The following is a 23,903-nucleotide window of genomic DNA, read 5'->3' as shown; positions in this document are numbered from 1 at the left end:
TATGGAGCAGCAAAGTACCAGCTCAACCAATCTAGCGCAGGAAAGCGAGTTATCGTGGTTTACATCACGCTGTCGTTCACTCGTTTTAAACGCACTGAATCAAATTGAAAATGCCGGCGTAGAAATTGAAGAAAACGGTCAGATTACGTTTCTAGGCAACCAAGACAGTGAATTGCGCGGCAAGTTAATAGTGCTTGATCCAAGCCTATATATCGATTTTATTAAAGGCGGTAGCATTGCAGCAGCAGAAGGCTACCTCAACAAAAAGTGGACATCACCTAACTTAACCGAGTTAATCCGTGTTTTTGCCCGCAGCAGCAGTACGCTCGATCAGGTAGAAGCTAAAAAATCGCTGTTAACTAAAATTAAAAACTTTTTGTTTCACTGGGGCAATGCCAATACACAATCTGGCTCAAAGAAAAACATTCTCGCCCATTATGATTTAGGTAACGAGCTCTACACCCGCTTTTTAGATAGCACGATGATGTACTCAAGCGCCATCTATTCAAATGAAGCGACAGACTTGCATTCAGCACAACTTAATAAATTAAAAACCATTTGTGACAAGCTTAAACTCTCTGAAAGTGACCATTTAATTGAAATCGGTACCGGCTGGGGCGGATTAGCTATTTTTGCCGCTAAGAATTATGGCTGCAAGGTTACTACAACCACAATTTCTGACGCGCAATACGAGTACGCCGTCGAAAAAGTAAAAGCCGAAGGGTTAGAAGATAAAATCACATTACTGAAAAAAGACTACCGCTTACTGGAAGGTAAATACGACAAGCTAGTTTCAATCGAAATGATTGAAGCAGTTGGTCACAAGTTTATGGCGGAGTTTTTTGCTAAATGTAACAACCTGCTGAAAGACTCAGGCCTAATGCTGATTCAAGCAATTACCATTTTAGATGCCCGTTACGAACACTACCGCAATAATGTTGATTTTATTCAACGTTATATTTTTCCGGGAGGCTGTTTACCGTCTAATGCGGTAATGAATCAGCACATTGCCGAACAAACTAATATGATGATCGATAACGTGGAAGACATTGGCTTACATTATGCGCGAACACTTTACGATTGGCGCATGAAATTTGATAACGCCTGGTCAGAGTTAACTCAATTTGGTTTTGATGAGCAATTTAAGCGTCTGTGGCACTTCTACTTATGTTATTGCGAAGGCGCATTCATTGAGCGCGTGATAAGTACCCATCAGCTCGTTATGCGTAAGCCTCATTATCGCGATAATCATGACCAGCAAATTTTGGCTTACTAACCTTGTTTTATTTCAGCTAGCTTGGTTTTGCTGTGCGCTACTCACAGCAAATGCCAGCTGGCTGACTCCATTAATCGTTGCCCTTCACTTTGCTTTATCGCCAACAAAACGAAGCGATGCAAAGCTATTACCCTTTGCCCTTTTTGGTTGCGTGATTGATTACATACTCTTTCAACTGAATGTGATTAGTTTTGCCGCCGAGCAATTCCCACTTTGGCTGCTATGCCTGTGGGTTATGTTTGTACTTTCAATTAATCATTCATTAAGTTGGTTAGGTAATTGTAAGCTATGGCTAGTTGCCATTATTGGCGCATTTGGTGGTGCACTGAGTTACCTTGGTGCACTTAATTTTTCTGCCATCATCACATCTTTAAGCCAACTATCACTCTTTACTGTGTACGCAATTATTTGGGCACTACTGCTGCCCGCATTGATCGTTTTTAAACAAAGGCTCGTAGAATCTAAACACAACTAACTGGATGTTAGCCATGTTTAAAACATTACTATTTGCGACCTTTTTATTCGCCCCAAGTCTGTTTGCGATACAAACAAGCCAACTTACTAAATACGGTGAAGGTGAAATGAAAGTGCTATTTTGGCACCTATACAAAGCCGAACTATTTGGCAGCAAAACGCGTTACTCCTTTGACGACGCTAAACTCGCGCTTAAAATCACCTATTACCGCGACATAGACAAAGAGGACTTAATAGAAGCAACTGCAGACCAATGGCAACACATTGGCGTGACCCATCAAAACATACCCAAGTGGCTAGATGAACTCGCTACCATTTGGCCTAACATTAAAAAGAACGACATGCTGATTGTGACGCGCAATGAAGACAACAGCGCAAGCTTTTTCAATCACCAAGGGCTTTTAGGCACAGTAAACGATCCTGATTTTGGCGATGCATTCTTAAATATTTGGTTATCGGAAAAAACCACTCGCCCAAAATTGCGAGCAAAACTTGTTGGAGATAAAAAATGAAACGATTGCTAATTGTGGCACTAACCATATTAATGTCAGCATGTTCAAGCCCAGATATTAATGATTACACAAGTACTTCTCCCGACCTTAAATTAGAGCAATTCTTTAACGGTAAACTAACGGCTCACGGTGTAGTGCTTGACCGCTCAGGCGCATTAACACGACGCTTTAGTGTTGATTTAGTGGGTACGTGGCAAGACGATAAAGGTAAACTCGAAGAATGGTTTGTTTATGACGACGGGGAAAAACAAACACGTACTTGGTATTTAGAAAACCTAGGCGGCGGCAATTACAAAGGCACCGCCAATGATGTGGTAGGTACTGCGATGGGCACGGCTAAAGGCTCTGCACTTTATTGGCGTTATCAATTAGTCATAAGCTACCAAGGCGAACCGCTCGAAGTCACGCTAGACGATTGGATGTTTTTGATTAATGAAAAACGCCTTATCAACCGAACGGAAATTATTAAGTTTGGTATCAAAGTAGGTGAAGTCATTCTTACCATCGAAAAAGAGTAGCAAGTAGGTGTTAGATGCCGCAGCTCAAGCTAAAGCATCTACAAACTCAAGCATCAAAGCAAATTTAAGCAGCCTGCTCGCTGTGTTTCTGACTTAAATCGACCACTTTCAAGCTGGTTTGAATATCAGACCAATGCAACAACTCAATACGGCCTGACTCATCCTCCACCAGCACAGTGCAGTTTTCTATCCAATCACCGTCATTACAATACAAAATGCCATCGATTTTTTTAATGTCTGGTTGATGAATATGACCGCAAATAATGCCATCAACACCTTGCTTTTTTGCTTCGTGAACGGCTGCCTTTTCAAACGCAGCAATTGCTTGGCGTGCTTTATGAATTCGGTTTTTAATCCAAGACGCAAGCGACCAATAGTGAGTGCCGAATAAGCGCCGCACACGATTGTGCCAACGATTCAAAAACAGTAAAAAATCGTATGCGCTATCGCCAATAATACTGATCAGTTTGCTATAACGTGTTGCAGAATCAAAATCATCGCCATGCACAAGCAAAAAACGCTTACCGGTTTTGGCTGTGTGAATAAAACTGCGATGCACTTCAACATTCATAAATGCTTCGCCAACATAAGCGCGAAAGGTTTCATCATGGTTGCCGGGAATATAAATAACGCGTGTGCCAGAGTTAGCTTTGTTACGAATACACTCTAACACTTGATAGTGGCTTGGTTGCCAGTAAAATTGTCGTTTCATCGACCATAAATCAATGATATCGCCAACTAAGTAAAGCACATCGCATTCTGTATTGGTGAGAAAATCCAGTAAGAATTCAGCCTTACAGTCTTTGTAACCCAAATGCACATCTGAGATCCAAATACAGGAGTAATATTGCTTTGCCATATTCGCGCTTCCTTATGTGTAATAAGTCTTACGCTAAAAACATCCGATGACAAATTAGCGGCACTTATAAGAAAGCTTTATGACAACAAATCAATTTGCCAGAACTTTTCGTTTTCTTCTAAAAGGCATATTTTGAAACAACAACATCATTCCTGACATACAAAACAATACAGCAACAGCGGCAAAGCTAATTAATAATGGATTATTAAAATCTTCACGCTCGTCATAATCCATTATGTGCAGCATCCAAAAGAAATCAAAAATACGCCAAATAGTGCTACGTACAGTAATTACCTGACCCGAATCAGCTTGTATATACAATGTAGTGTTAACATTATCCGCAAAGTCTATACGCCAAATATTGCTTTTATAACCGACCTCTCTCGGTCCCTCTTTTAACAGTGATGCGGTCGCGTCTATGGTTTGGCTATCAGCCAAGTAATGAGCTTTTGCCTGTCTGATAATTTGCTGTTTATTAGGTGCCTCGAGTTTCTCTCCCGTTTCGCCATGCAAGTAAACTCGCTCTTTATGGCCGACTAGTTCAATTACAGGAGTCTCTAAGAAGTGTAAGAAATTGACATTTTTCAATCCGATATTGTATTGCTTAAAGTTATCAAAATTACTTGTATATACATTTTGCGAGAAAGGATTTTCTAACTGTCGTTTGGCAAGGTGTTTACCGTGTACATATTCCAGTGGAATCGCACTCATAACTAAGCCACCCAATAACCATGCGAATACTTGTAACGCGAGTAAATAACCTAACCATTTGTGGCACTTACGCGCCCATTTAAACCACGATTTTTTCATTATTTTTCTCGTTATTGGGTTTTTCCGCTCGTAATATCGTCTTTGCTAAGCTAGAGCGTGTTAATCTTTACGGTCTAAATTCTGTTCAAATCCAAACCGTTTTGAACGCGGCGGCACTTTGTTGACCTAGCGGGCTAAGTCAAAAAGCAACAACAAAGAGCACAACGGTTTGGGGTTGAACCCTACTGGCAGCGCTTGTTTGCCATTTACACTGTGTTATCGCTCATTTATGTAAAATAACTACACTACAATCGCTCTGCCTCGTCTAAATGCCAAACAAACTGCTGCAGAAATAAACAGCAAAGGTCAACACGCTCTAGAGATAAAAGCCAATCTAATGTAAAGTTAGCGATTAAGCAATTACAGAGAAAACATCAATGTCAGATATTCAGTTTCTTAATGTCGACCTAGAAATCGAGTCAAAACAAGATATTGCCCAATTAGTTTCAGACTTGGGTAAGTCGGCTATGGTTCTTCACTACGACAAAGATGAAACTCGTCAGTTGGCGCGTATAGAGGCAAACATTGACGTAACTTCTCCTGACAGTGCAATTAATCACTTATGTGAATTGATCGAATCCTGTTCTCGCAACGCTTTAAAGCAATGGCTTAGCTGTACAAGACGCACATTCGATATTGGCTTTCAAAGTGGTCAAAATCCAAAGTGTTTTAACCAGGCGCTTCACGCCGATACTCTGCTTAGAATTTCAGCCATAGGCGCGGGCATTGAAATCACCCTTTACCCCGTTGAATAACCACGGGAGCATCATGAAAAGCCAAGGATTTACGATTATAGAGCTTATTATCGTAATTGTTATATTGGCGGTAATATCCATTACAGCAAGTATCAAGTTTTTATCACTTAACGAAGATGCAGAAGCTGTAAAAACGAAAGCTCTTGCAGCTAACTTTAAACAAGCTGTTGATTTTGCAAAAACCAAATGGGCAATTGGCGGTAATCGTAATTACGTTGTCAACTTAGCTAACTACCTTGATGGCAGTATTGATGTAAATGCTTTTGGCTACCCTGTTGGCGTAAACAAAGGTAACAATAATACAGGCACCATGGGCAACCCTTTTCAAATTGGACGGGGCAACCGAGGCTGTGCTGATCTTTGGAACACTCTACTTGAAGACGCGCCATCCATAGCGCATAACAACAATAATCAAGAATACCGTTCTTATCGCTTTTCGAGTGGTTTAAACCCAATTACGCCAAGCGCAAGTGACAGTTGCACATATGTTTTACGCAAATTAGGCGACACTTCTGGCCGAATTAATGCGTTAATCAAAATTACCTACAACGCATCAACCGGCTCGGTTATTTTTGAAGATAATCGATAACTGCATTATTTTTTTGCAAAAATTATAAATAACTCTCCATACATTCCTTTTTGGAATAACAAAGCACTTTCTATTATTTTTTTCTTTGCCATGACATCGTTATATTTCACCATCAGAGAAGCTTAAAAAGGTGTGTTGTTACTAGATGTATAACAAGCACCGTTAAGAAACGTATAAACCATTTGGTGGTCGAGGAAAAAATTCCATGTTGTTAAGTCAACTTTCTGCGCAAGCGAGTCCGCTTACGCCAGAGCAAGTACAGAAGTTACAAGCGCTTACTGCTGAACTGAACCCAATTCAACAAGCTTGGGTGAGTGGTTACTTAGCAGCGAATGCCAATACAGCAGCATTATCAGGTCAGATTGCGGGCGCAGCACCACAAGCAGGCGAAGCTGCAGCATTAACCATTCTTTATGGTTCACAAACAGGTAATGCAAAAGGCGTCGCTAACCAACTTAAAGCGGCAGCTGAAGCGAAAGGCTTAGCGGTAAAGCTTGTGAACATGGCTGACTACAAGCCTGCTCAACTTAAGAAAGAAAAGTTTATTGCTGTTGCTGTTTCTACTTATGGTGAGGGTGAGCCACCAGAAGACGCTGAAAACTTACATGCGTTTTTAGCATCGAAGAAAGCACCTAAACTTGATGGCGTTAAAGTAGCGGTTATCGGTTTAGGTGATTCAAGCTACGAATTCTTCTGCCAAACGGCGATTGATTTTGAAGAACGCTTTAAAGCACTCGGCGCAGAAACAGTGGTTGCGCGTGCTGATTTAGATGTTGATTACGAAGATCAAGCAACTGCTTGGATCGGTGGTGCGGTTGAAGCATTCGAACCTGAGCTTAAAGCACAATCACAAGGTTCAGCACAGGTTATTCCTATGGCTAGTTTCGGTGCAGCACCAGCGCAAAGCCAATACACTAAGCAAAACCCATTTGCGGCTGAGCTAAGTGTGGTACAAAAGATCACAGGTCGCGACTCAACTAAAGACGTACGCCACATTGAGATTTCATTAGAAGGCTCTGATATCACGTATCTTCCAGGTGACTCTTTAGGTGTTTACTTCTTAAATGACGAAGCACTAGTTGATGAAACACTGGCATTATTAAACATTGATGGCGCGACTGAAATCACGTTAGGTGCAGAAACGTTATCAATTCGCACAGCACTTATTGAAAAACTAGAGCTAACTCAGTCTTACCCAGGTTTCGTTGAAAAGTACGCGCAAGCAACTAATAACGCTGAGCTACTAAAGCTAGTTGAAGATAAAGCAGCAATGCGTGAATACATCGAAGCACGTCAAATCTTCGATATCATTAAGCAAAACCCAAGCGATATTAGCGCACAAGACCTAGCAAACAGCTTACGTAAGCTACAAGCACGTTTATATTCAATTGCTTCTAGCCAAGCTGAAGTGGAAGAAGAAGTGCATTTAACTGTGGGCCTTGTAGAGTTTGATGCCTTTGGCGAAAAACACTTTGGTGGTTGTTCTGGCTATCTAGCAAATCGTGCTGAAGAAGGCGTACAAGTTAAAGTATTTAGCGAGCATAACGACAACTTCCGTTTACCAAACGACGATAACACACCTGTTATCATGGTTGGCCCAGGTACGGGTATTGCGCCTTTCCGCGCATTCTTGCAAGAGCGTGATGCACGTGAAGCGGAAGGTGATAACTGGTTATTCTTCGGTAACCCGCACTTCACGCAAGATTTCTTATATCAAGTAGAGATCCAAGGTTATGTGAAGTCTGGCTTACTTAACAAAGTAGACCTAGCATTTAGCCGCGACCAAGCAGAAAAAGTATACGTGCAAGACCGTCTTCGCGAGAAAGGCGAAGAAGTATTTGCATGGTTAGAAAAAGGTGCACATTTCTATATTTGTGGTGACGCAAACCGCATGGCGAAAGACGTACACCAAGCACTTATCGACATTATTAAAGCCCATGGTGGCAAAGATGACGAGCAAGCTGAAAGCTACCTAAAAGAGCTTCGCAGCAACAACCGTTATCAAAAAGACGTGTACTAGTAGCAAGTGCTAGTACACCACACTGACCGTCACAGTAAAATTTTAGGATAAGCCATGAGCACAGATTACAAACCTAACAGCAAGCTAGACCCAAATGCTAAGTTTGCTGATAACGAAAGATTAAAAACGCAAAGTAACTTTTTACGCGGTACCATTGAAGCGGATTTAAAAGACCAACTTACCGGTGGTTTTACAGCGGATAACTTCCAGCTAATCCGTTTCCACGGTATGTACCAGCAAGACGACCGTGATATTCGTCCAGAGCGTACTAAGCAAAAGCTAGAGCCAATGCACAACGTGATGCTTCGCGCCCGTATGCCAGGCGGTATTATAACGCCTAAGCAGTGGCTAGCGATTGATGAGTTTGCTGGCGATAAAACAATTTACGGCAGTATTCGTTTAACAACGCGTCAAACATTCCAGTTCCACGGTGTATTAAAGCCGGGCATTAAAGAAATGCACCAAATGCTTAACAGCGTTGGTATTGACTCAATTGCAACTGCCGGTGACGTTAACCGTAACGTACTATGTACCACTAACCCTGTTGAGTCTGAGTTACACCAAGAAGCTTACGAGTGGGCTGCGAAGATCTCTGAGCACTTACTACCACACACTAAAGCGTATGCTGAAATTTGGTTAAACGGTGAAAAGACAGAAACAACCGAAGAGCCAATTTTAGGGTCTACTTACTTACCACGTAAGTTCAAAACGACGGTGACTATTCCACCAAACAATGAAGTAGACGTTCACGCGAACGACCTTAACTTTGTTGCAATTGCTGATAACGGCAAACTAGTTGGTTTTAACGTACTTGTTGGTGGTGGTCTTGCGATGACCCACGGTGATGTAAACACTTACCCGCGCAAAGCCGATGATTTAGGTTTTATCCCACTTGAGCACACGCTAAAAATTGCCGAGCACGTAGTGTCTGTGCAGCGTGACTGGGGTAACCGTGTTAACCGTAAGAACGCTAAAACTAAGTACACATTAGATACTTTCGGTACAGATGCGTTTAAAGCAGAAGTAGAAAACCGCGCTGGCGTTAAATTTGAAGAAAGCCGTCCGTATGAGTTCACACACCGTGGTGACCGTATCGGCTGGGTAGAAGGCATTGATGGTAAACACCACCTAACGCTATTTATCCAAAGTGGTCGTATTCTTGATTACCCAGGTCAGCCGCTGAAAACAGGTTGTCGTAAGATTGCAGAAATTCACCAAGGTGACTTCCGCATGACAGCTAACCAAAACTTAATTGTTGCCGGTGTGCCAGCCGACCAAAAAGACATTATTGAAAAAATCGCTCGTGAGCACGGTTTAATTGACGACTCACACTCAGAGCAACGCTTTAACTCAATGGCATGTGTGGCATTACCGACTTGTCCACTTGCGATGGCTGAAGCTGAACGTTATCTACCAGAGCTTATCGAGAAAACAGAAGCGATTTTAGCGAAGCACGAAATCCCGAATGACGACATCATTATGCGTGTCGTAGGTTGCCCGAATGGTTGTGGTCGTGCCATGTTAGCTGAGATTGGTTTCGTAGGTAAAGGCCCAGGTAAATACAACGTTTACCTAGGTGGTAACCGTGAAGGTACGCGCGTACCTAAGCTTTACCTAGAAAATGTGGGTGAAGACGTTTACCTACCAGCATTAGATGAATTAATTGGCCAATGGGCTAAAGAGCGTAACGAAGGCGAGTGTTTTGGTGACTTCGCTATCCGTAAGGAAATCGTTGCCGAAGTGAAAGTCTCTAAAACAGACTTCCACGCTTAATATTTTAAGGGCGGTTAGCCGCCCTCATTTGGAATTTATGCATGAGTGAATTTAAGCAAATATTAACGCTAGATAAAGACGTTCAGAATGCCATGCTTGCCGATGCAAATGGCATGCTAGCAGAGCTTTCGGCTGAAGAACGTGTTTTATGGGCGTTAGAAAATTTACCAAGCACACACTTTTTATCGTCTAGCTTTGGCATTCAAGCGGCTGTGATGTTACACCTAGTAACATCGCATAAAGCAGATATTCCAGTGGTTTTAACAGATACTGGTTATCTTTTTCCAGAAACTTATCAGTTTATTGATGAGCTTACTGAGCGATTGAAACTCAATCTGAAAGTGTATAAATCAGAACTAAGCCCTGCGTGGCAAGAAGCTAAGTTTGGTAAATTATGGGAACAAGGCGAACAAGGTATTAAACAATACAATACCTTAAATAAAGTTGAACCAATGACACGTGCATTGAAAGAACTCGATGCAGGCACTTGGTTTAGCGGTTTGCGTCGTCAACAATCATCAACTCGAGCAGATAAGCAAGTGCTTGAGATCAGCCGCGGTACTGTTAAGGTTTATCCAATTATTGATTGGCATAGCCGTGATGTGTATCAATACTTAACCAAGCACGATTTACCTTACCACCCGTTATGGGAGCAAGGCTATGTGTCGATGGGTGATGTGCATACCACACGTAAGCTTGAGCCAGGTATGACCGAAGAAGAAACGCGTTTCTTTGGTTTAAATCGTGAATGTGGCCTTCACACAGACGGCGGCGGTATTTAAGGTCGTTTTGCTAAAAAACGATGTGATACCTTAGGTAAATTATTTTTTGCCAACCATGTTAGGGTGAGCTTATCTAGCTCACCACTAACATACATTTGCGTAATTGCAGTATCAAATGCATCGCGTACTTTCTCATCTCTAAAAATAATCTGCGAACCAGCATTTGTGATAACATCTAACGGTGTAAACTTATTTGTTAGCCCCAGCGGTTTAATAAAATGATAGAACTTCAGCCAATCAGCCACTAATACATCAATCTTATTTGCCACCAGCATTTTATTTACAGCGAGCTGGTCGCCACTTTCAAAATAACGTGTATTTATGTCATTGATTAGAATTTGGAAGTCATGACCAAAGTTTAAACTTGCACCTGAAAAACTTGCTAACCTCGCACCTTTTAAATCAAGCACATGTTCAGCCTTAGCCCATCGATTGTCTTTACTTAAAATTGCACGATTGTAAAAGAACAAGCGATACTGAGACGGGTAACCGTCCCCAGTAAATGCACCAGTCCAATTCACCGCAATATCAACCCTTTGCTTTTCGTAGTAGCGTTTTATGGCATCGTTTGAAACATTGATGTAAGTCGGGCTGAACCCTGCTCTATTAAGCCCTGCTAACAAAAGCTGCTCGTATAAGCCAACATGGCGTTGATAGGAACTTGCCTTGAAGTACGGAGTAAAATTACCAGCAGCGACTTTAAGATCGCGGGCATACACATGAGCGTTAAAGCACAACAATAATAAACAAAAAAACCTAATCACAAGTGCCACTAATAATGAGTGATAAATCATAGTATGGCTGATTATTTAATAATCTGCTGAGCTAACCTGTTAACCGCTCTTTTTTCTTTGTTCCGCGGTAACCCAAATAAACGTAAGGTACATTTTGGTTGGCAAAGATAAGATTAATCCAAGCGCATAACACCCTCCGCCAATCATCATGCCGGAGATACCCATACTTTGCTCAATATGTGCGACATTTATCAAATAATATCCAAGTCCTATTAAGCATAATCCAAGCACAATAACTACTTTAAGCAGCGTAATTAACGATTTTTCACTCATTTGCATATACCTCTGGCTAAGGTATATGCCAGCGCTAGATAAAATACCAGCGCTAAAACGCGGTTACTAGATGTAGATCAACTATCGTCGCTCAACCACCGCTGCGGTCATTCTTGAAATGCAAGTAAGCTCACCGGCTTGGTTGGTAATTTTAACTTCCCACACAGAGGTACGTTTACCTAAGTGAACAGCTTTTGCTGTGGCATACACCATACCTTTGCGCGCCGCTTTAATATGATTCGCATTGATTTCTTGGCCTACGCAGTAATACTTATCGGTATCTACAACAAAGTTTGCCGCGTAGCTTGCTACTGTTTCAGCTAGCACAACATTCGCGCCTCCGTGCAGCATACCAATAGGGTTGTGGTGATCAGGTGTAACTGGCATGCTAGCAACAAGATAATCGTCGCCAACTTCACATATTTCAATCCCTAACGTTTTCATTAAGCTGCCTTTACCATGCAAACCTTCATCTAGCTTATCGCATAACGCTTTATCTATTTCTTTATACCAAATCATTTATTGTTCCCTCGTATACAAAGCTAGGTACTTTTACAATCTCTAACAATTTCAAACAGGTCTGAACTTATCAATAGGTAGTTATTTCTTTATCCTACTGTCAAAAAGGAATTAACATGAAAAAACTACTGCCTTTAGCCCTTTTATTTGCCTGCAATAGTGGCTTAGCAAGCGACACGATTCAACATCAAATCGATTTTGGTGTGTCTGACCTTTATGACTTTGATGATAATTTTGTTGGGATTGCTTATACCTACGCCTTTGAAGATCTGGCATCGGCAAGTGGTCCTCACAATATTAAAACCTATCTAAATAGAATCAATACCCTCTCGACGCGAGCACTCGTACTGGATGATTTTTATGATATTGACGTCGAATACACACATTATTTCGACAATGCGTTGGTTGTTCGCTCTAACGTAGAGTATGCAAAAGATAACGATTTTAATAACGAATATTTAATGCTTAACGGCGAACTCGGTAACAATATCACCACTAATTTGCAGCTAGGTGTTGGCGTAACTTACTTATATCGTAACGAATCCGATGTTTTTGGTGTGCAAGATTCAAGTAATAACTGGCGATTAACCCCATATGTGCGCTACACCAAAATTGAACAAGGGCAAGGCTGGGATTTTGTATTTAAACAAATATCGGGGAAAGAAGATTATTATCAAGGACGGGCAGATTATTATATCAATGAGAATTGGTTTATTGGTATTCAAGCGCTGGCGCAAACCAATGAACTCGATAATAACAATTTTGAAGTGCAAACTCAGTATTGGTTTAATGAACACTTTTCATTTAACTTTGGTTTAGGTGCGGGGTTTGGAGATGATAGTTCAGGCTTAGATTCGGTGACCTTGCTGATGACTTCACGCTTTTAATTTAGAGTGCGCTTAACTTTATCAACGCGCACTCTAAAAGAGTTAATTTAGTAAAACTAATTGTTAGAGAAGCGATCATATTGCTTAGGTAACTCGTGCTGCTTTTCCTCGGCGCTAATATAAACAGTGCTTTCAACTACTTTCCAAGAGCCCGTTGCGGTGTCGATTTCCCAATCGGTATGCGTTTCTAATTCGGTAATCGGAGTGTAAGTAACATCCATCGTCGCATTACAGCCTGCTAAGGCTAGTGCAGATAAACCAAGTGCTATTGAGATTAATTTCTTCATATTTCCCCCTTGTTGTTGCGATAAAGCATAAAACAATTTGTCACTGTCACTTTCACTAATTGATAAACGGCTAATCTAAATGTTGAGCGGTTGTGAATATAAACAAGGCGATCTCAGGTCTATGTATTTACGTAGTATAAAGTTTAACAAGGCGCCGATATGAACTACCTAATTTGCTTTAGCTTATTCTTACTAAGCTTTACCAATTCTGCACAAGAGCGTAAACCACAAACCAATCACTTAGATTCAATCGTGCTTGGTTCGGGCTGCTTTTGGGGCGCAGAGAAACGCTATGAAGCACTTAATGGCGTAATTGATGCCGTGAGTGGCTATGCGGATGGCAGCGGCTTTAAAGCAACCTACCGTAATATCATTAAAAAAAGTAACAAGTACAACCCTAATAACTATGCCGAAGTCGTTAAAGTCACTTTTAATCGTAATGAAATTAGTCTAGAGCAAATTTTACAGCATTTTTATGAGCACCATGATCCGACACAGGTGAACCGCCAAGGTAACGATGTAGGCACACAATATCGCTCAACTATTTTATATAATTCAGAGCAACAAAAAACGCTCGCAATGGCGGTTACTAAACAATTCCAATCTCTACTTAGTCAGGCTGGTTTCGGCAAAATAGCCACCAGCATTAAGCCACTTAATACCTTTTATGCGGCGGAAGAATATCATCAAGATTATCTTGCCAAAAACCCTAATGGCTACTGCCCTGATTTGCGAACTGGTGTGACATTTAACCAACAAACTATCGCTAAACTTAATAACAGTGCGCTGTTAGAAGGTAAACAAATTTTGGTCATTGATGCCCCATTCTGCCCTTACTGTGAAAAATTTAAAGCTGAGACAGCAAAAGGGTATGCTGGCTCAATTCCGCTTACGTTTAGAACGGCCGATCAACTTCACGATCTCACAATTAAAACGCCAACCTGGGCAACCCCCACCATTATTCTGTTAGAGCAAGGCAAAGAAGTTTTTGCACGCCAAGGTTATGTGTCTCGTGATGAGTTTTACAAGATAGTGGGAGCATTTAAACTGGGTAAAGGTGAAGCGTTTAATGTCGCATTTAATAAAGGCACCGATAACCGCTATTGCAAACAATATGAGATTTTTAAAAACACGCCGGATGGCGTATTTATCGATAAGCTAAGTGGCGCTAAGTTATTTGATACGCGTGACCGCTTTAACTCTAACAGTGGCTGGCTTTCATTCACCAAACCGGTAAAAGGTGCCGTGTATGAAAAACCAGACCATAGCTTTGGCATGGTACGTACTGAAATTCGTGCGGTTGAGTCTGACATTCATTTAGGCCATGTATTTGATGATGGCCCAAATGGTCAGCTGCGTTACTGCATCAATGCAACCGTATTAGAATTTGTACCGCGCAGTTAACTAATACCGACTACATTATCGCCGCAGCTATATGAAATTATTTGGCTAAGCTCTTGATAACTTAAGCCACTTTGCTGTTGCAATTCATTAAAGAAAGCTTGAATTGCAACCAACGACTTTTTAGTTTGTAAACCGCCATCAATAATCTTATGGCTGCGCAAATAGCTCTCACAATCTCGCGATAACAAAAAGGTATCTTTGCCTAATACACGAAGCGCATAAGGCCCAGTGTTACCACCTAAGCGTGCGCCATGCTTTTTAAGATACTGCCAAAGCCCAATAATGTCGTCACTTGGCCAATCTGCGATAAACTGACTAAAACTACCATGCTGACTTGCAACATCATGGATCATATAGGCATTGGCCTGCACCGTTTGTACTTTTTTATAGTTACGCACAATGCGTTCATCGCTAGCGGCTTTTTCCTGTTGTTCCGGCGACATCATTAGTAATGCCTCAACATCAAAGCGCCAAAATACCTCTTCAAAGCCAGGCCACTTTTTCTCAATAACCGACCAATAAAATCCACTTTGAAAAATCTTTTTGGTAAATTCAGATAACCAAGCTGAATCAGGCAACTCTGCTATGCGCTTATTACTCAGTGGTTTTGACAGCAATGCCTTTAATTGACGCTCACCGCCCTTTCGCTCGACTGCGCGAAGATAGATATCGTTAAACTTTTCCATAAATTACTGGCTTTAGAAAATTTGAACTAGCTTAACCCCAGTGCAAATTTAGATGCAAGACCAGTGCTAAAGAAAAGAGCACAGCTTGCACCAAAAAGTGGCATTTCCTATCGCTTTTCGTTTCTCAGCTTCAATCAAAAAATAATTCACCAATAAATTCAATTTATTACAAATAAAATAAGATTGGCATATTAGATGAATAGCGTGATTGAATTATTTTACAGAAGACCTTACATGCACATTAAAATTGATGATTTATCCAGCCCCGCTGTGATTGCTCTGTTACAAGAACATTTAGATGATATGTACGCAACATCACCCGCTGAGAGTGTTCATGCACTTGACCTTAACGAACTTAAAAAAAGCAATATCACTTTTTTCAGCGCATGGCGTGATGATACCTTGCTTGGCTGTATTGCAATAAAACAGCTTTGCCCAAACCACGCTGAAATAAAGTCAATGCGCACCGCAAAGCACGCCCGTGGAAGCGGCGTCGCGTCACGCTTACTGCAACACACAATTGAGCTAGCTATTGATAAAGCCTATTTGTCACTAAGCCTAGAAACCGGTACGCAAGAATACTTTTTTGCTGCACGCAATTTGTATCTAAAGTTTGGATTTAATATCTGTGGTCCTTTCGCTGATTATCAAGAAGATCCACACAGCACTTTTATGACATTACAGCTAAACACTGTTGCCTAGTTGTAACAGCTCAGTTTGAGAAATTTTGCTATTGGTATGCACGTTACTAATTAGCACAATACTAATATCAGGTAAGGCGGGTAAGTGCGTATTTTTCAGCTCTGTTAACTCGCCGATACTTAAGCGCGCCATAGCACCAATTGCCATGCCTTGTTTTATCAACCCTTGCATCGCAGCAACACTGCCACTCATGGCAATCAACTTAAATTGCGTTCCCTGCTTGTGCAGGCCTTCAATTGCTGCGTGATGAAAACGGCAATCTTGCTGAAATGTAACCAGGGGTAAAGGCGTTTGTTCTAATATTTTACAATCACCATTACTTACCCATACCCCACTATCTTTAGCAATAATAATACCCTCTTCACTATCAAATGAGCGTGTTACTATGCCTAAATCGAGTTCACCATTGTCGAGCTGCTGTCGAATAATATTGCTTGGTAAACAACGTATTTGCAGATCTAAACTTGGCCACAACTGATGCATTTTTTTTACTACGCATGGCAAAATAGCATCGGCGTAATCATCAGGGCAACCTAACCGAATGCGTAACTTATTGCGGTCCGTTTTAACGGCATTTAATGTGCTGTCGTAATGTGCAATAAGTTGTTTTGCATAACCAACAAGTTGATGCCCATCTTTTGACAAAATGAGATTGCGACCATTTTTTTCAAACAACACCTTCCCTATATCCTGTTCGAGCTTTTTCATCTGCATACTAACTGCTGACTGAGTACGATTAACCTGTTTAGCAGCGCGCGTTATGCTTCCAGTGTCGACAAATGCAAGTAAACTTTTAAGCGCATCAATTTCCATAACACATCAATTTAACTGATAGATAGTATAAGAATTATGCGCTATTCGATGCATAAATAACACGATAAATTATTGGCAATTAAACTAACTACGTAATTGAGAGTAACGCTAGATGGATTTATATATCGCCAATAAAAACTATTCGAGCTGGTCACTAAGAGCCTGGCTTGTAATGAAAAAATTCAATTTAATTTTCACTGAACACAACTTAAAATTAGAGACACCAAGTTTTAGCGATACCCTTGCCACCATTGCTCCCATCGCTAAAGTGCCTGTGTTAGTTGATGGCAGTACAACCATATGGGATTCGCTCGCGATTTGCGAATACATCAATGAAACTTATTTATTTAATAAAGGTTGGCCAAGTGATCCGCAGCAACGTGCAAAAGCTCGCGCATTAGCGGCAGAAATGCATGCTGGTTTTAACTCATTACGCAATCAGTTACCTATGAATATACGCGCTAAGCGCAAAGTGGAACTGACAGCACAAAGCCATAATGACATTGCGCGCATTGAGCAGATTTTTAGTGAACAACACACACTGTTTCAACATCAAGGCGGTTGGCTATTTGGTGATTGGGGAATTGTTGATGCCATGTTTGCACCTATCGCGCTGCGTTTTAAAACCTATGGCATTTCATTAAATGCTCCTGCAACTGCTTATATGCACAAAGTATTGAGCTGTTCTGTACTTGCCGAGTGGATAGATCTGGCTTTGCAGGAAACTGAGATTGTTCAAATAGATGAAGCGGGCGAAGAAATCTAACTTAGCTTAATAAAGAAAAGAAAGGGGCTTTCGCCCCTTTAATATGTGTATTACTGCTCTAGTAAATCAATGAAGAACGCATACTCTAATGCAGTATCGTTTATGCGCTTAAAGCGACCTGATGCACCACCGTGACCTGCTTCCATATCCGTTTTGAATAGTAGTAGGTTATCGTTCGTCTTATATTCACGCAACTTAGCAACCCACTTCATAGGTTCAAAGTACTGTACTTGCGAGTCATGTAAGCCAGTCGTTACTAACAGGTTTGGATACGCTTGACGCTTAACCTGATCGTAAGGTGAGTAACTTAACATGTAGTCATAGTACGCTTTTTCATTCGGGTTCCCCCACTCATCATACTCGTTTGTAGTCAGTGGAATTGATTCATCAAGCATAGTGGTAACTACATCGACAAATGGTACGTGAGAAGCAACACCGCGATATAATTCTGGCGCTTGGTTAATCACAGCCCCCATTAATAAACCACCGGCACTGCCGCCAACCGCAAAAACTTTATCTTTTGCACCATAACCTTGTTCTACAAGCGCTTTAGTTACGTCTACAAAGTCGTTAAAGGTATTTTTCTTGGTGAGTTTTTTACCATCTTCATACCAAGGGCGACCTAGCATTTGAGAGCCTCGAATATGGGCAATGGCGTAAACAAAACCACGGTCAAGCAGGCTTAAACGTGACGTTGAGAAAGTTGGGTCGAAGGTTGCACCATACGAGCCATAACCATATTGATAAAGCGGGTTAGTACCATCTTTTTTAAACTTATCTTTATGATAAACCAACGATACAGGTACTTTTTTACCATCGCGTGCCGTTACCATAATGCGTTCAGATACATAGTTATCAGAGTTAAAGTCACCTAATACTTTCTGTTCTTTTAGTACAGTTTTTTTACCGTCTTCTAGCGTATATTCAATTACACTAGAAGGCGTTGTCATACTGGTGTAGTACAAACGAACAGATGCATTATCAAGTTCATTATTACCGTACATACCTGCAGCAAAAGCAGTATCTTTAAAGTCCAGGTTAAACTCTTTGCCTGAATCAAGCTTACGCACAGTGACATTCGTTAAACCATTCTCACGCTCTTGATAAACTAAGTGATTATCAAATAACGTAATATCTTCAAGTTTTACGTTATCACGCGCAGGGATAACTTCTTGCCAATGCGCCTTATCACCTACTTTACTTGCATCAACTTTCATTAAACGGAAGTTAACCGCATCTAGGTTAGTAGTAATGTAAAAATCGTTATTTAACTTAGCAATACTGTATTCGTGCTTATCTTCACGCGGAATAAAACGCGTTGGTTTCGCCTTGGCGTCGTTCGCATCAATAATTGATACACCGCGCGCTTCAGTACTTGAATGGTGAATGTAAACTAAACTACTGTCTTTACTCTTACTAATGTAAGTGTAGTAAGCTTTGTTTTTCTCTTCGTACACTAGCTCATCACTGCTTTGGTCCGTTCCCAGCACATGGCGGTAAACCTGATAACCAAGCAAGGTTTGCGGGTCTTTTTTGATGTAGTACAAGAAGGTATTGTCGTTACCCCAAACAATATTGCCTGACGTACCTTCAATTTTATCTTTTAAGTATTCGCCTGTAGTTAGGTCTTTAATGCGAATAGTGTAAATACGACGGCTTAATGTATCTTCGCCATACGCGAGTAAATTATCGTTTTCACTTACAGTTAGCGTGCTAACACTAAAATAATCATGTGCTTTTGCCAATTCGTTAACATCTAACAGTACTTGCTTATCAGTACCTGCTAAATCTTTTGCGCGCGTATATACGCTATATTCATTATCACCGCTTACTTCACTACCGTAAAAGTAATCGCCCTGTTTGACTGGTACAGATTGATCATCTTTAACAATGCGACCTTTGATCTCGTCAAATAATTGCGCTTGTAGTGCTTCAGTATGTTTTAATTTTTGTTCTGTATAACTATTTTCAGCCTCTAAATGCGCTAGAATTTCTGGATCTTTGCGCTCATCGTCACGCATCCAATAATAATTATCAACGCGTGTGTTACCGTGGTGCGTCATTTCAAATGGCACCTTTTTGGCGATAGGCGCGGCAATATCAGTTTTGTTGTTGTTTTGAGTGTTATTGCAAGCGCTAAGCACTAATAGTGAGAGTGCACTTAGTGCGATTGGTTTTAATGCTTTCATAAATATTCCCTTTGTATTTAACCTTCCCATGCTAACCCAGTAAATTAATTACGACTATAGTTTTGCGTAACGAATTGTAACAACGGTATATAACGATAATTTACGTGTATTTAGCCTAAATTATTAATCCATTCACTCATTACGACATGTGTTTTAATTTTTACGATATCAGGCTCTGCGTCTAAGTATTCTCTAATTTCATGAAGTCGTTGCATCGAATCTGTTTGCACGTAAACCAATAAATCCATGTCGCCAGTAATGCCATGGCACGTTAAAACTTCCGGGATCACCTGAAACACCTTAACAATGTTTGAACAACGCGTGCACTGATGCTGAATTTCAAAGTAAGCAGATACACCTACTTTTTGCGATTCACTTAGCAAGACTTGATAGCCGCGAATTTGCCCCTGACGCTCTAGTTTTTTAATCCGCTCTGTAACAGCTGAACGCGAGAGATTTACCGCATCAGCTATCGCCGATACGCTTTGCCTCGCGTTTATTTTTAACTGACCAATAATCGCCTGATCAAATTTATCCATTTGCATACTTAATCACCTAAACCTTCAAAGTGTTTTAATTTTGCAGTAATACCGTCATTTTACCTGCATATCACACACTCTGCCTAGCAACTCAAACAGTTTGAGATAGTAAATATTTCTATACTAGCGCTATTAAAAACCATAAACAAAGTAACATGAAATCAGTTAATACAGGCATTGGACGCTGGCAAGGCGCCGGCATGATGGCAACAACCTTACTCGGTACCGGAGTATTTATACTACCGCAGCTAACCGTCGAAATGTCGGGAAGTAATGCACTCTACGCTTGGCTTCTACTAACAGTCGGATTAATCCCTATTACTTATGTGTTTGGAAAGCTATCGTCACTTTTTCCACATTCAGGTGGCCCAGCTCACTTTGTTGAAAAAGCTTTTGGCAAAACTGCAGGCAGAGTCATTGGCTTAATGTTTTTGTTAGTCGTGCCAATTGGTGCACCCGCGGCCATTATTATGACCTTTCAGTTTGTGCAAGGAATGATAAATATTAGCGGTGTACAATTGTTACTCGCGGAACTCGCTGCGCTTTTATGCCTGTTTTACATAAATCGTAAAGGCATTCATGTTTCAGCAAAACTACAGTTTCTGCTTACCCTGTTAATCACCTTTATTGTCATGCTGTTATGTACTTTCAGCAATGAACAAGTCGTTATGCAATCGAACACAACGCTGAGTTTGGATAGCGATAAAATACTAAGTGCCGCGGGTCTCGCTTTTTGGAGTTTTCTTGGTGTTGAAGCTATGTCACACCTTGCCAATGAGTTTAAAAAGCCGAAGCAAGATGTTATTCCAGCGATGATTATAGGCAGTGTCATTGTTGGCGTGATTTATTTATTATCTACGGTATTAGTTTTGGCCCACCCTAATGATCAAAAGCTGGCGATTATCGGCGTATTTAACCACTATTTCAGTGGCGGTAACTATATCATTGGTATACTTGGTACAGCAGGTGGCCTTGCTACCATCAACGTTTACACAACAAGTCTGGCCAAACTTGTCGCAAGCTTCGCTGAACAAAAAGTATTGCCCAAACAATTAGCATACACAAACCAATATAATGTACCGCAAAGAGCATTGATTTGTGTGCTGAGTATCATGGCAACAGTACTCGTTATAACTTATTTCAGCGGCCAAGATCTGGAAGGTTTAATAAACTGGGTAAATGGTGTGTTTGTTATTATCTATGTTGCAACCATGTGCTCTGCATGGGTATTGCTCGCAGCAAAACACCGTATTACGATTTCGTTAGGGTTTATTGCCTGCATGGCTCTTGCATTTGGCATTGGTGCGCACATGGCTTATGCACTGTTATTAGCTACGGTGTTAATACCTGCGGTAAAATGGCAAAAACGCCGCGGCAGTGTGCAACTCGCTAATAACTGCTAATGCTATAGCATAGCGAGATTACTGTTTTTAGTAGTGCCATCCTTTTTCCAAAAGACTAACGCTGGCACCTGAACTTCCCACATTTCATTAGCATTCCACACATACGGTGGTTGGTAGCGTTGTGTAAACACCACCTCTTCTAGCCCCGAGTTCTCCCGGGTAGATTCAAAATAAATATTAGTGCTGCGTACCACCAAAACTTCAGTTTGGCTAAGTGATTGTATGTGATTACGTGTAATTTGTTTTACGTAAGGCTCCTCTGGATTTTTAGGAAATAGAGATGAAACGATGCCTTTTTCAATTTGCTCTGTTTCATGCGAGATAAAATAAATGCCACTGCCAAGCGGGAATCGTCCAACCATACGTAAGAATAACGCACAAAAATTTGCGTTATACTCACCTTGCTTCATGCCATCTTTTAGAATGTCATATGCGCGATACATATTGCGATAATCATATTCCTCTTTGGTAGACAGCATAAACGAAGCATACACCATAGGAATACGCATCAAGTCACGCAGCTCAGGTTCTTGATTATCAAAATCAAGCAACTGGGTCATAAAATCTAACTTGGCATTTTCAATTTCAAAGAACTCATCACGTTCTTCTTTTTTATCAAAACGTCTTTGCGGTAAACCTACACCCTGACGTAAGTAGAGATAGGAGTTTCGTTTAATTCCAGCTAATAACTTATTACGCTGCTCTGCATCTAACAGCCTGAACCGATTACCTTGATAAATTGCTTCAGCATGAGGTGCATAAGAGCCAATATGGCGAAGCAAAGTAGCCTTAACGATGGGTTTAAGCACTTCTTCACGATAAGCCATTTTCTGCTCTTTGGTGAACGGCTTGTAATCATGACGCTGCATTAAGCTAACTTTATCGTATCCGATGATATCGCTCAGCGCTTGCTTTAAATAAGTTGAAGTAAATTGGTTAAATAGGCGAGCTTCTTCAAAAAGCGCAACGGTTAGTGCCGTAATATAAATTGGTTTGTTTTTTTCGTTTCGCGTACAACGAACCGTTTCATTGGGTAGCGGCGTTGAAAGTACCATGGTCCCCAAAAACTGACTGAATATTTTAGGCCCATCGAGCAAATCGAGAATATTATCGATTAGCTTTTCCAGTGAGATGTAACGCTCGCCACGAGCCTTCAAACGCTCGGCTGCAATTTGTTTGATGCGCAGCTCTGCTTCGTCAATCTTTTGATGTAGTTTTTCTAAATAACGCTGAGCAGATCGTTGCCCTTTAATAAGCGGATACTTACCTTTTTCTTTGCGGTAGTTTTCGACAATATCGATATGTTCTTGGTAAGCGACGATCTTTTTATTTAATTGCGCAAGTTCCGCTTCGTATTCGTAGTGTTTTTCAAAAAACAGAGACGCCTCTTCCAACATCTTACGATAATCATATTGGAATTCTGATATTTTCTTCGAGATAGCGCTAGCCATATTTGGGATAGCGGATAACCGATCTGTTTGATACTGAATAAAGCGCTTCATATTTTTATTATATTATTTTTAGCAATATTTTACTGTGCACAATAAATGTAAAAAGGATCACTTCTATATCGACATAGAGAAGACAATTTTACAACAAAGTTGACTGACATTAATCAGGAGAAAGCCTGAGGCAACAATTCGATCAATGATTCAATACTACTATATTACGTTTAGAAGACATAAGAAAATCAGTCTTACTTTTTGTAGAAAGCGTTTTAATCAGTTACATGTGAATGAAATTAGCCTAGTTATGAAGCTTAGTGAGATTCACACGCCATAACGCTCAGAAACAAATGGGTGAAAATGGACCGACAAAAATATCCGGAATATATTTGAACAGCTCTGCTGGTCCGAAGGACGGAAGGCAGGACGCCTGTAGTTAACTAAGTTTCGCAGTGTAATGAGGTGATGGAAGGCCAATTTAACCAAGCTACAGGGAAGTATTTATAACGATTCATTGAAATATAATCTATCTTCAAATGCCCACAGCGGTGAAGAGGCACATGGGTGACGATGGACCGAAACAGAGTTTCGCAGCCTGACGAAGTGAGCGCAAGGATGCGCGATGGCACCCAGCTTTATGGGCATTGTTCCAAGTTCATTAAACGCCCAAACGCAAAAAGCCCGCTCAATGAGCGGGCTTCTTACTTAATTAGGAGCTTGGCGATGTTCTACTTTCACATGGGCGAACCCACACTATCATCGACGCTGTTTCGTTTCACTTCTGAGTTCGGCATGGGGTCAGGTGGTTCCAAAACGCTATAGTCACCA

25 protein-coding genes and 1 rRNA gene are annotated in these 23,903 nt (G+C 40.9%); 14 read left to right on the top strand and 12 right to left on the bottom strand.

The annotated features are described in order from the left end of the window. The first annotated feature begins 1 nt into the window (after nt 1). Genes ACHSBP_RS02240 through ACHSBP_RS02225 form a run of 4 tightly spaced genes read left to right on the top strand, consistent with a single transcriptional unit; the run spans nt 2 to nt 2,780 of the window. On the top strand, nt 2–1,276 hold the full coding sequence (locus tag ACHSBP_RS02240; protein WP_010562218.1) for a class I SAM-dependent methyltransferase: 1,275 nt from the start codon (nt 2–4) through the stop codon (nt 1,274–1,276). Continuing rightward, nucleotides 1,251–1,751, top strand: coding sequence for a DUF2878 domain-containing protein (locus ACHSBP_RS02235; RefSeq protein ID WP_010562219.1), 501 nt, complete (start codon nt 1,251–1,253; stop codon nt 1,749–1,751). Before ACHSBP_RS02240 ends, ACHSBP_RS02235 begins: the two co-directional genes overlap by 26 nt. Before the next feature lie 13 nt (nt 1,752–1,764). After that, entirely contained in the window at nt 1,765–2,262 is a 498-nt protein-coding gene (locus tag ACHSBP_RS02230; RefSeq protein WP_010562220.1) for a chalcone isomerase family protein, read from the top strand. Beyond that, on the top strand, nt 2,259–2,780 hold the full coding sequence (locus tag ACHSBP_RS02225) for a DUF3833 domain-containing protein (protein WP_010562221.1): 522 nt from the start codon (nt 2,259–2,261) through the stop codon (nt 2,778–2,780). Before ACHSBP_RS02230 ends, ACHSBP_RS02225 begins: the two co-directional genes overlap by 4 nt. Before the next feature lie 64 nt (nt 2,781–2,844). On the opposite strand, the gene ACHSBP_RS02220 is transcribed toward ACHSBP_RS02225, so the two are convergent. Together ACHSBP_RS02220 and ACHSBP_RS02215 are read right to left on the bottom strand one after the other, a co-directional pair. Beyond that, the gene (locus ACHSBP_RS02220; protein WP_010562222.1) at nt 2,845–3,639 is read right to left on the bottom strand and encodes a UDP-2,3-diacylglucosamine diphosphatase; all 795 of its coding nucleotides are present in this window, start codon (nt 3,637–3,639) and stop codon (nt 2,845–2,847) included. Between the two features lie 90 nt (nt 3,640–3,729). After that, the gene (locus ACHSBP_RS02215) at nt 3,730–4,449 is read right to left on the bottom strand and encodes a membrane protein (protein ID WP_010562223.1); all 720 of its coding nucleotides are present in this window, start codon (nt 4,447–4,449) and stop codon (nt 3,730–3,732) included. Nucleotides 4,450–4,826: 377 nt separating this feature from the next. On the opposite strand from ACHSBP_RS02215, the gene ACHSBP_RS02210 reads away from it, so the two are divergent. The 5 genes from ACHSBP_RS02210 to ACHSBP_RS02190 all read left to right on the top strand — a co-directional run bounded on the left by ACHSBP_RS02210 (nt 4,827) and on the right by ACHSBP_RS02190 (nt 10,368). Continuing rightward, on the top strand, nt 4,827–5,204 hold the full coding sequence (locus ACHSBP_RS02210) for a hypothetical protein (RefSeq protein WP_010562224.1): 378 nt from the start codon (nt 4,827–4,829) through the stop codon (nt 5,202–5,204). Between the two features lie 13 nt (nt 5,205–5,217). Beyond that, nucleotides 5,218–5,793: a prepilin-type N-terminal cleavage/methylation domain-containing protein gene (locus ACHSBP_RS02205; RefSeq protein ID WP_010562225.1), complete on the top strand. Its 576-nt coding sequence runs from the start codon at nt 5,218–5,220 to the stop codon at nt 5,791–5,793. A gap of 205 nt (nt 5,794–5,998) precedes the next feature. Then, nucleotides 5,999–7,813 carry an assimilatory sulfite reductase (NADPH) flavoprotein subunit gene (locus ACHSBP_RS02200; protein WP_395388047.1) on the top strand — a complete coding sequence of 605 codons (1,815 nt, stop codon included), beginning with the start codon at nt 5,999–6,001 and terminating at the stop codon, nt 7,811–7,813. Between the two features lie 54 nt (nt 7,814–7,867). After that, a complete protein-coding gene (gene cysI / locus ACHSBP_RS02195) occupies nt 7,868–9,586 on the top strand; it encodes an assimilatory sulfite reductase (NADPH) hemoprotein subunit (RefSeq protein WP_010562227.1) in 1,719 nt (572 codons plus the stop codon). A 41-nt stretch (nt 9,587–9,627) separates the two neighbouring features. Next, complete coding sequence (locus tag ACHSBP_RS02190) at nt 9,628–10,368, top strand: phosphoadenylyl-sulfate reductase (protein ID WP_010562228.1); 741 nt, start codon at nt 9,628–9,630, stop codon at nt 10,366–10,368. Here ACHSBP_RS02190 and ACHSBP_RS02185 read toward each other — a convergent pair. The 3 genes from ACHSBP_RS02185 to ACHSBP_RS02175 form a co-directional block, all read right to left on the bottom strand. Continuing rightward, the gene (locus tag ACHSBP_RS02185) at nt 10,365–11,132 is read right to left on the bottom strand and encodes a substrate-binding periplasmic protein (RefSeq protein WP_395388046.1); all 768 of its coding nucleotides are present in this window, start codon (nt 11,130–11,132) and stop codon (nt 10,365–10,367) included. The genes ACHSBP_RS02190 and ACHSBP_RS02185 overlap by 4 nt on opposite strands. Nucleotides 11,133–11,201: 69 nt before the next feature. Then, nucleotides 11,202–11,435 (bottom strand): hypothetical protein, encoded by a 234-nt coding sequence (locus ACHSBP_RS02180; RefSeq protein ID WP_010562230.1) that lies wholly within the window; start codon nt 11,433–11,435, stop codon nt 11,202–11,204. 81 nt (nt 11,436–11,516) lie between these two features. Then, nucleotides 11,517–11,954, bottom strand: a complete 438-nt coding sequence (locus tag ACHSBP_RS02175; protein WP_010562231.1) for a PaaI family thioesterase — start codon at nt 11,952–11,954, stop codon at nt 11,517–11,519. 116 nt (nt 11,955–12,070) lie between these two features. Here ACHSBP_RS02175 and ACHSBP_RS02170 point away from each other — a divergent pair, with 116 nt between their 5' ends. After that, nucleotides 12,071–12,841 (top strand): hypothetical protein, encoded by a 771-nt coding sequence (locus tag ACHSBP_RS02170; protein WP_010562232.1) that lies wholly within the window; start codon nt 12,071–12,073, stop codon nt 12,839–12,841. Between the two features lie 56 nt (nt 12,842–12,897). On the opposite strand, the gene ACHSBP_RS02165 is transcribed toward ACHSBP_RS02170, so the two are convergent. Continuing rightward, entirely contained in the window at nt 12,898–13,128 is a 231-nt protein-coding gene (locus tag ACHSBP_RS02165) for a hypothetical protein (RefSeq protein ID WP_010562233.1), read from the bottom strand. Nucleotides 13,129–13,287: 159 nt separating this feature from the next. On the opposite strand from ACHSBP_RS02165, the gene msrA reads away from it, so the two are divergent. Continuing rightward, complete coding sequence (gene msrA, locus ACHSBP_RS02160) at nt 13,288–14,532, top strand: peptide-methionine (S)-S-oxide reductase MsrA (RefSeq protein WP_010562234.1); 1,245 nt, start codon at nt 13,288–13,290, stop codon at nt 14,530–14,532. On the opposite strand, the gene ACHSBP_RS02155 is transcribed toward msrA, so the two are convergent. Then, nucleotides 14,529–15,218, bottom strand: coding sequence for a DNA-3-methyladenine glycosylase I (locus tag ACHSBP_RS02155; RefSeq protein WP_010562235.1), 690 nt, complete (start codon nt 15,216–15,218; stop codon nt 14,529–14,531). The genes msrA and ACHSBP_RS02155 overlap by 4 nt on opposite strands. 234 nt (nt 15,219–15,452) lie before the next feature. Here ACHSBP_RS02155 and ACHSBP_RS02150 point away from each other — a divergent pair, with 234 nt between their 5' ends. Continuing rightward, a complete protein-coding gene (locus ACHSBP_RS02150) occupies nt 15,453–15,920 on the top strand; it encodes a GNAT family N-acetyltransferase (RefSeq protein WP_395388051.1) in 468 nt (155 codons plus the stop codon). Here ACHSBP_RS02150 and ACHSBP_RS02145 read toward each other — a convergent pair. Then, complete coding sequence (locus ACHSBP_RS02145; RefSeq protein ID WP_395388045.1) at nt 15,903–16,733, bottom strand: LysR substrate-binding domain-containing protein; 831 nt, start codon at nt 16,731–16,733, stop codon at nt 15,903–15,905. The genes ACHSBP_RS02150 and ACHSBP_RS02145 overlap by 18 nt on opposite strands. A gap of 112 nt (nt 16,734–16,845) precedes the next feature. Between ACHSBP_RS02145 and ACHSBP_RS02140 the strand changes: the two genes are divergently transcribed. Continuing rightward, a complete protein-coding gene (locus tag ACHSBP_RS02140; RefSeq protein WP_395388044.1) occupies nt 16,846–17,499 on the top strand; it encodes a glutathione S-transferase family protein in 654 nt (217 codons plus the stop codon). Nucleotides 17,500–17,549: 50 nt separating this feature from the next. Here ACHSBP_RS02140 and ACHSBP_RS02135 read toward each other — a convergent pair whose 3' ends face one another. Further along, nucleotides 17,550–19,688, bottom strand: coding sequence for a S9 family peptidase (locus tag ACHSBP_RS02135; RefSeq protein ID WP_138634519.1), 2,139 nt, complete (start codon nt 19,686–19,688; stop codon nt 17,550–17,552). Nucleotides 19,689–19,798: 110 nt separating this feature from the next. After that, nucleotides 19,799–20,227, bottom strand: coding sequence for an Lrp/AsnC family transcriptional regulator (locus ACHSBP_RS02130; protein WP_010562240.1), 429 nt, complete (start codon nt 20,225–20,227; stop codon nt 19,799–19,801). 155 nt (nt 20,228–20,382) lie between these two features. Between ACHSBP_RS02130 and yjeH the strand changes: the two genes are divergently transcribed. Beyond that, nucleotides 20,383–21,630: an L-methionine/branched-chain amino acid transporter gene (yjeH, locus tag ACHSBP_RS02125; protein WP_395388043.1), complete on the top strand. Its 1,248-nt coding sequence runs from the start codon at nt 20,383–20,385 to the stop codon at nt 21,628–21,630. 2 nt (nt 21,631–21,632) lie between these two features. Here the strand turns inward: yjeH and ACHSBP_RS02120 are convergent, their stop codons facing one another. Continuing rightward, the gene (locus ACHSBP_RS02120) at nt 21,633–23,132 is read right to left on the bottom strand and encodes a hypothetical protein (protein WP_148665214.1); all 1,500 of its coding nucleotides are present in this window, start codon (nt 23,130–23,132) and stop codon (nt 21,633–21,635) included. A 658-nt stretch (nt 23,133–23,790) separates the two neighbouring features. After that, nucleotides 23,791–23,903, bottom strand: a 5S ribosomal RNA gene (gene rrf / locus ACHSBP_RS02115); the annotation flags it as partial.

This window comes from Pseudoalteromonas sp. XMcav1-K, from assembly GCF_044005875.1.
Lineage (GTDB): Bacteria > Pseudomonadota > Gammaproteobacteria > Enterobacterales > Alteromonadaceae > Pseudoalteromonas > Pseudoalteromonas spongiae.
Note: the sequence above shows the minus strand (reverse complement) of the source record. Positions and strands in the feature narration are given on the sequence as shown.

Excerpts from the sequence above, each read along its gene's own strand:
- msrA (WP_010562234.1), top strand. The coding sequence starts at position 13,288 with ATGAACTACCTAATTTGCTTTAGCTTATTCTTACTAAGCTTTACCAAT.
- ACHSBP_RS02180 (WP_010562230.1), bottom strand. The coding sequence starts at position 11,435 with ATGAGTGAAAAATCGTTAATTACGCTGCTTAAAGTAGTTATTGTGCTT.
- ACHSBP_RS02200 (WP_395388047.1), top strand. The coding sequence starts at position 5,999 with ATGTTGTTAAGTCAACTTTCTGCGCAAGCGAGTCCGCTTACGCCAGAG.
- ACHSBP_RS02145 (WP_395388045.1), bottom strand. The coding sequence starts at position 16,733 with ATGGAAATTGATGCGCTTAAAAGTTTACTTGCATTTGTCGACACTGGA.
- ACHSBP_RS02225 (WP_010562221.1), top strand. The coding sequence starts at position 2,259 with ATGAAACGATTGCTAATTGTGGCACTAACCATATTAATGTCAGCATGT.
- ACHSBP_RS02210 (WP_010562224.1), top strand. The coding sequence starts at position 4,827 with ATGTCAGATATTCAGTTTCTTAATGTCGACCTAGAAATCGAGTCAAAA.
- ACHSBP_RS02120 (WP_148665214.1), bottom strand. The coding sequence starts at position 23,132 with ATGAAGCGCTTTATTCAGTATCAAACAGATCGGTTATCCGCTATCCCA.
- ACHSBP_RS02205 (WP_010562225.1), top strand. The coding sequence starts at position 5,218 with ATGAAAAGCCAAGGATTTACGATTATAGAGCTTATTATCGTAATTGTT.
- ACHSBP_RS02220 (WP_010562222.1), bottom strand. The coding sequence starts at position 3,639 with ATGGCAAAGCAATATTACTCCTGTATTTGGATCTCAGATGTGCATTTG.
- ACHSBP_RS02140 (WP_395388044.1), top strand. The coding sequence starts at position 16,846 with ATGGATTTATATATCGCCAATAAAAACTATTCGAGCTGGTCACTAAGA.
- ACHSBP_RS02170 (WP_010562232.1), top strand. The coding sequence starts at position 12,071 with ATGAAAAAACTACTGCCTTTAGCCCTTTTATTTGCCTGCAATAGTGGC.
- ACHSBP_RS02235 (WP_010562219.1), top strand. The coding sequence starts at position 1,251 with ATGACCAGCAAATTTTGGCTTACTAACCTTGTTTTATTTCAGCTAGCT.
- ACHSBP_RS02175 (WP_010562231.1), bottom strand. The coding sequence starts at position 11,954 with ATGATTTGGTATAAAGAAATAGATAAAGCGTTATGCGATAAGCTAGAT.
- yjeH (WP_395388043.1), top strand. The coding sequence starts at position 20,383 with ATGAAATCAGTTAATACAGGCATTGGACGCTGGCAAGGCGCCGGCATG.
- ACHSBP_RS02240 (WP_010562218.1), top strand. The coding sequence starts at position 2 with ATGGAGCAGCAAAGTACCAGCTCAACCAATCTAGCGCAGGAAAGCGAG.
- ACHSBP_RS02215 (WP_010562223.1), bottom strand. The coding sequence starts at position 4,449 with ATGAAAAAATCGTGGTTTAAATGGGCGCGTAAGTGCCACAAATGGTTA.
- ACHSBP_RS02135 (WP_138634519.1), bottom strand. The coding sequence starts at position 19,688 with ATGAAAGCATTAAAACCAATCGCACTAAGTGCACTCTCACTATTAGTG.
- ACHSBP_RS02155 (WP_010562235.1), bottom strand. The coding sequence starts at position 15,218 with ATGGAAAAGTTTAACGATATCTATCTTCGCGCAGTCGAGCGAAAGGGC.
- ACHSBP_RS02165 (WP_010562233.1), bottom strand. The coding sequence starts at position 13,128 with ATGAAGAAATTAATCTCAATAGCACTTGGTTTATCTGCACTAGCCTTA.
- ACHSBP_RS02190 (WP_010562228.1), top strand. The coding sequence starts at position 9,628 with ATGAGTGAATTTAAGCAAATATTAACGCTAGATAAAGACGTTCAGAAT.
- ACHSBP_RS02130 (WP_010562240.1), bottom strand. The coding sequence starts at position 20,227 with ATGGATAAATTTGATCAGGCGATTATTGGTCAGTTAAAAATAAACGCG.
- cysI (WP_010562227.1), top strand. The coding sequence starts at position 7,868 with ATGAGCACAGATTACAAACCTAACAGCAAGCTAGACCCAAATGCTAAG.
- ACHSBP_RS02150 (WP_395388051.1), top strand. The coding sequence starts at position 15,453 with ATGCACATTAAAATTGATGATTTATCCAGCCCCGCTGTGATTGCTCTG.
- ACHSBP_RS02230 (WP_010562220.1), top strand. The coding sequence starts at position 1,765 with ATGTTTAAAACATTACTATTTGCGACCTTTTTATTCGCCCCAAGTCTG.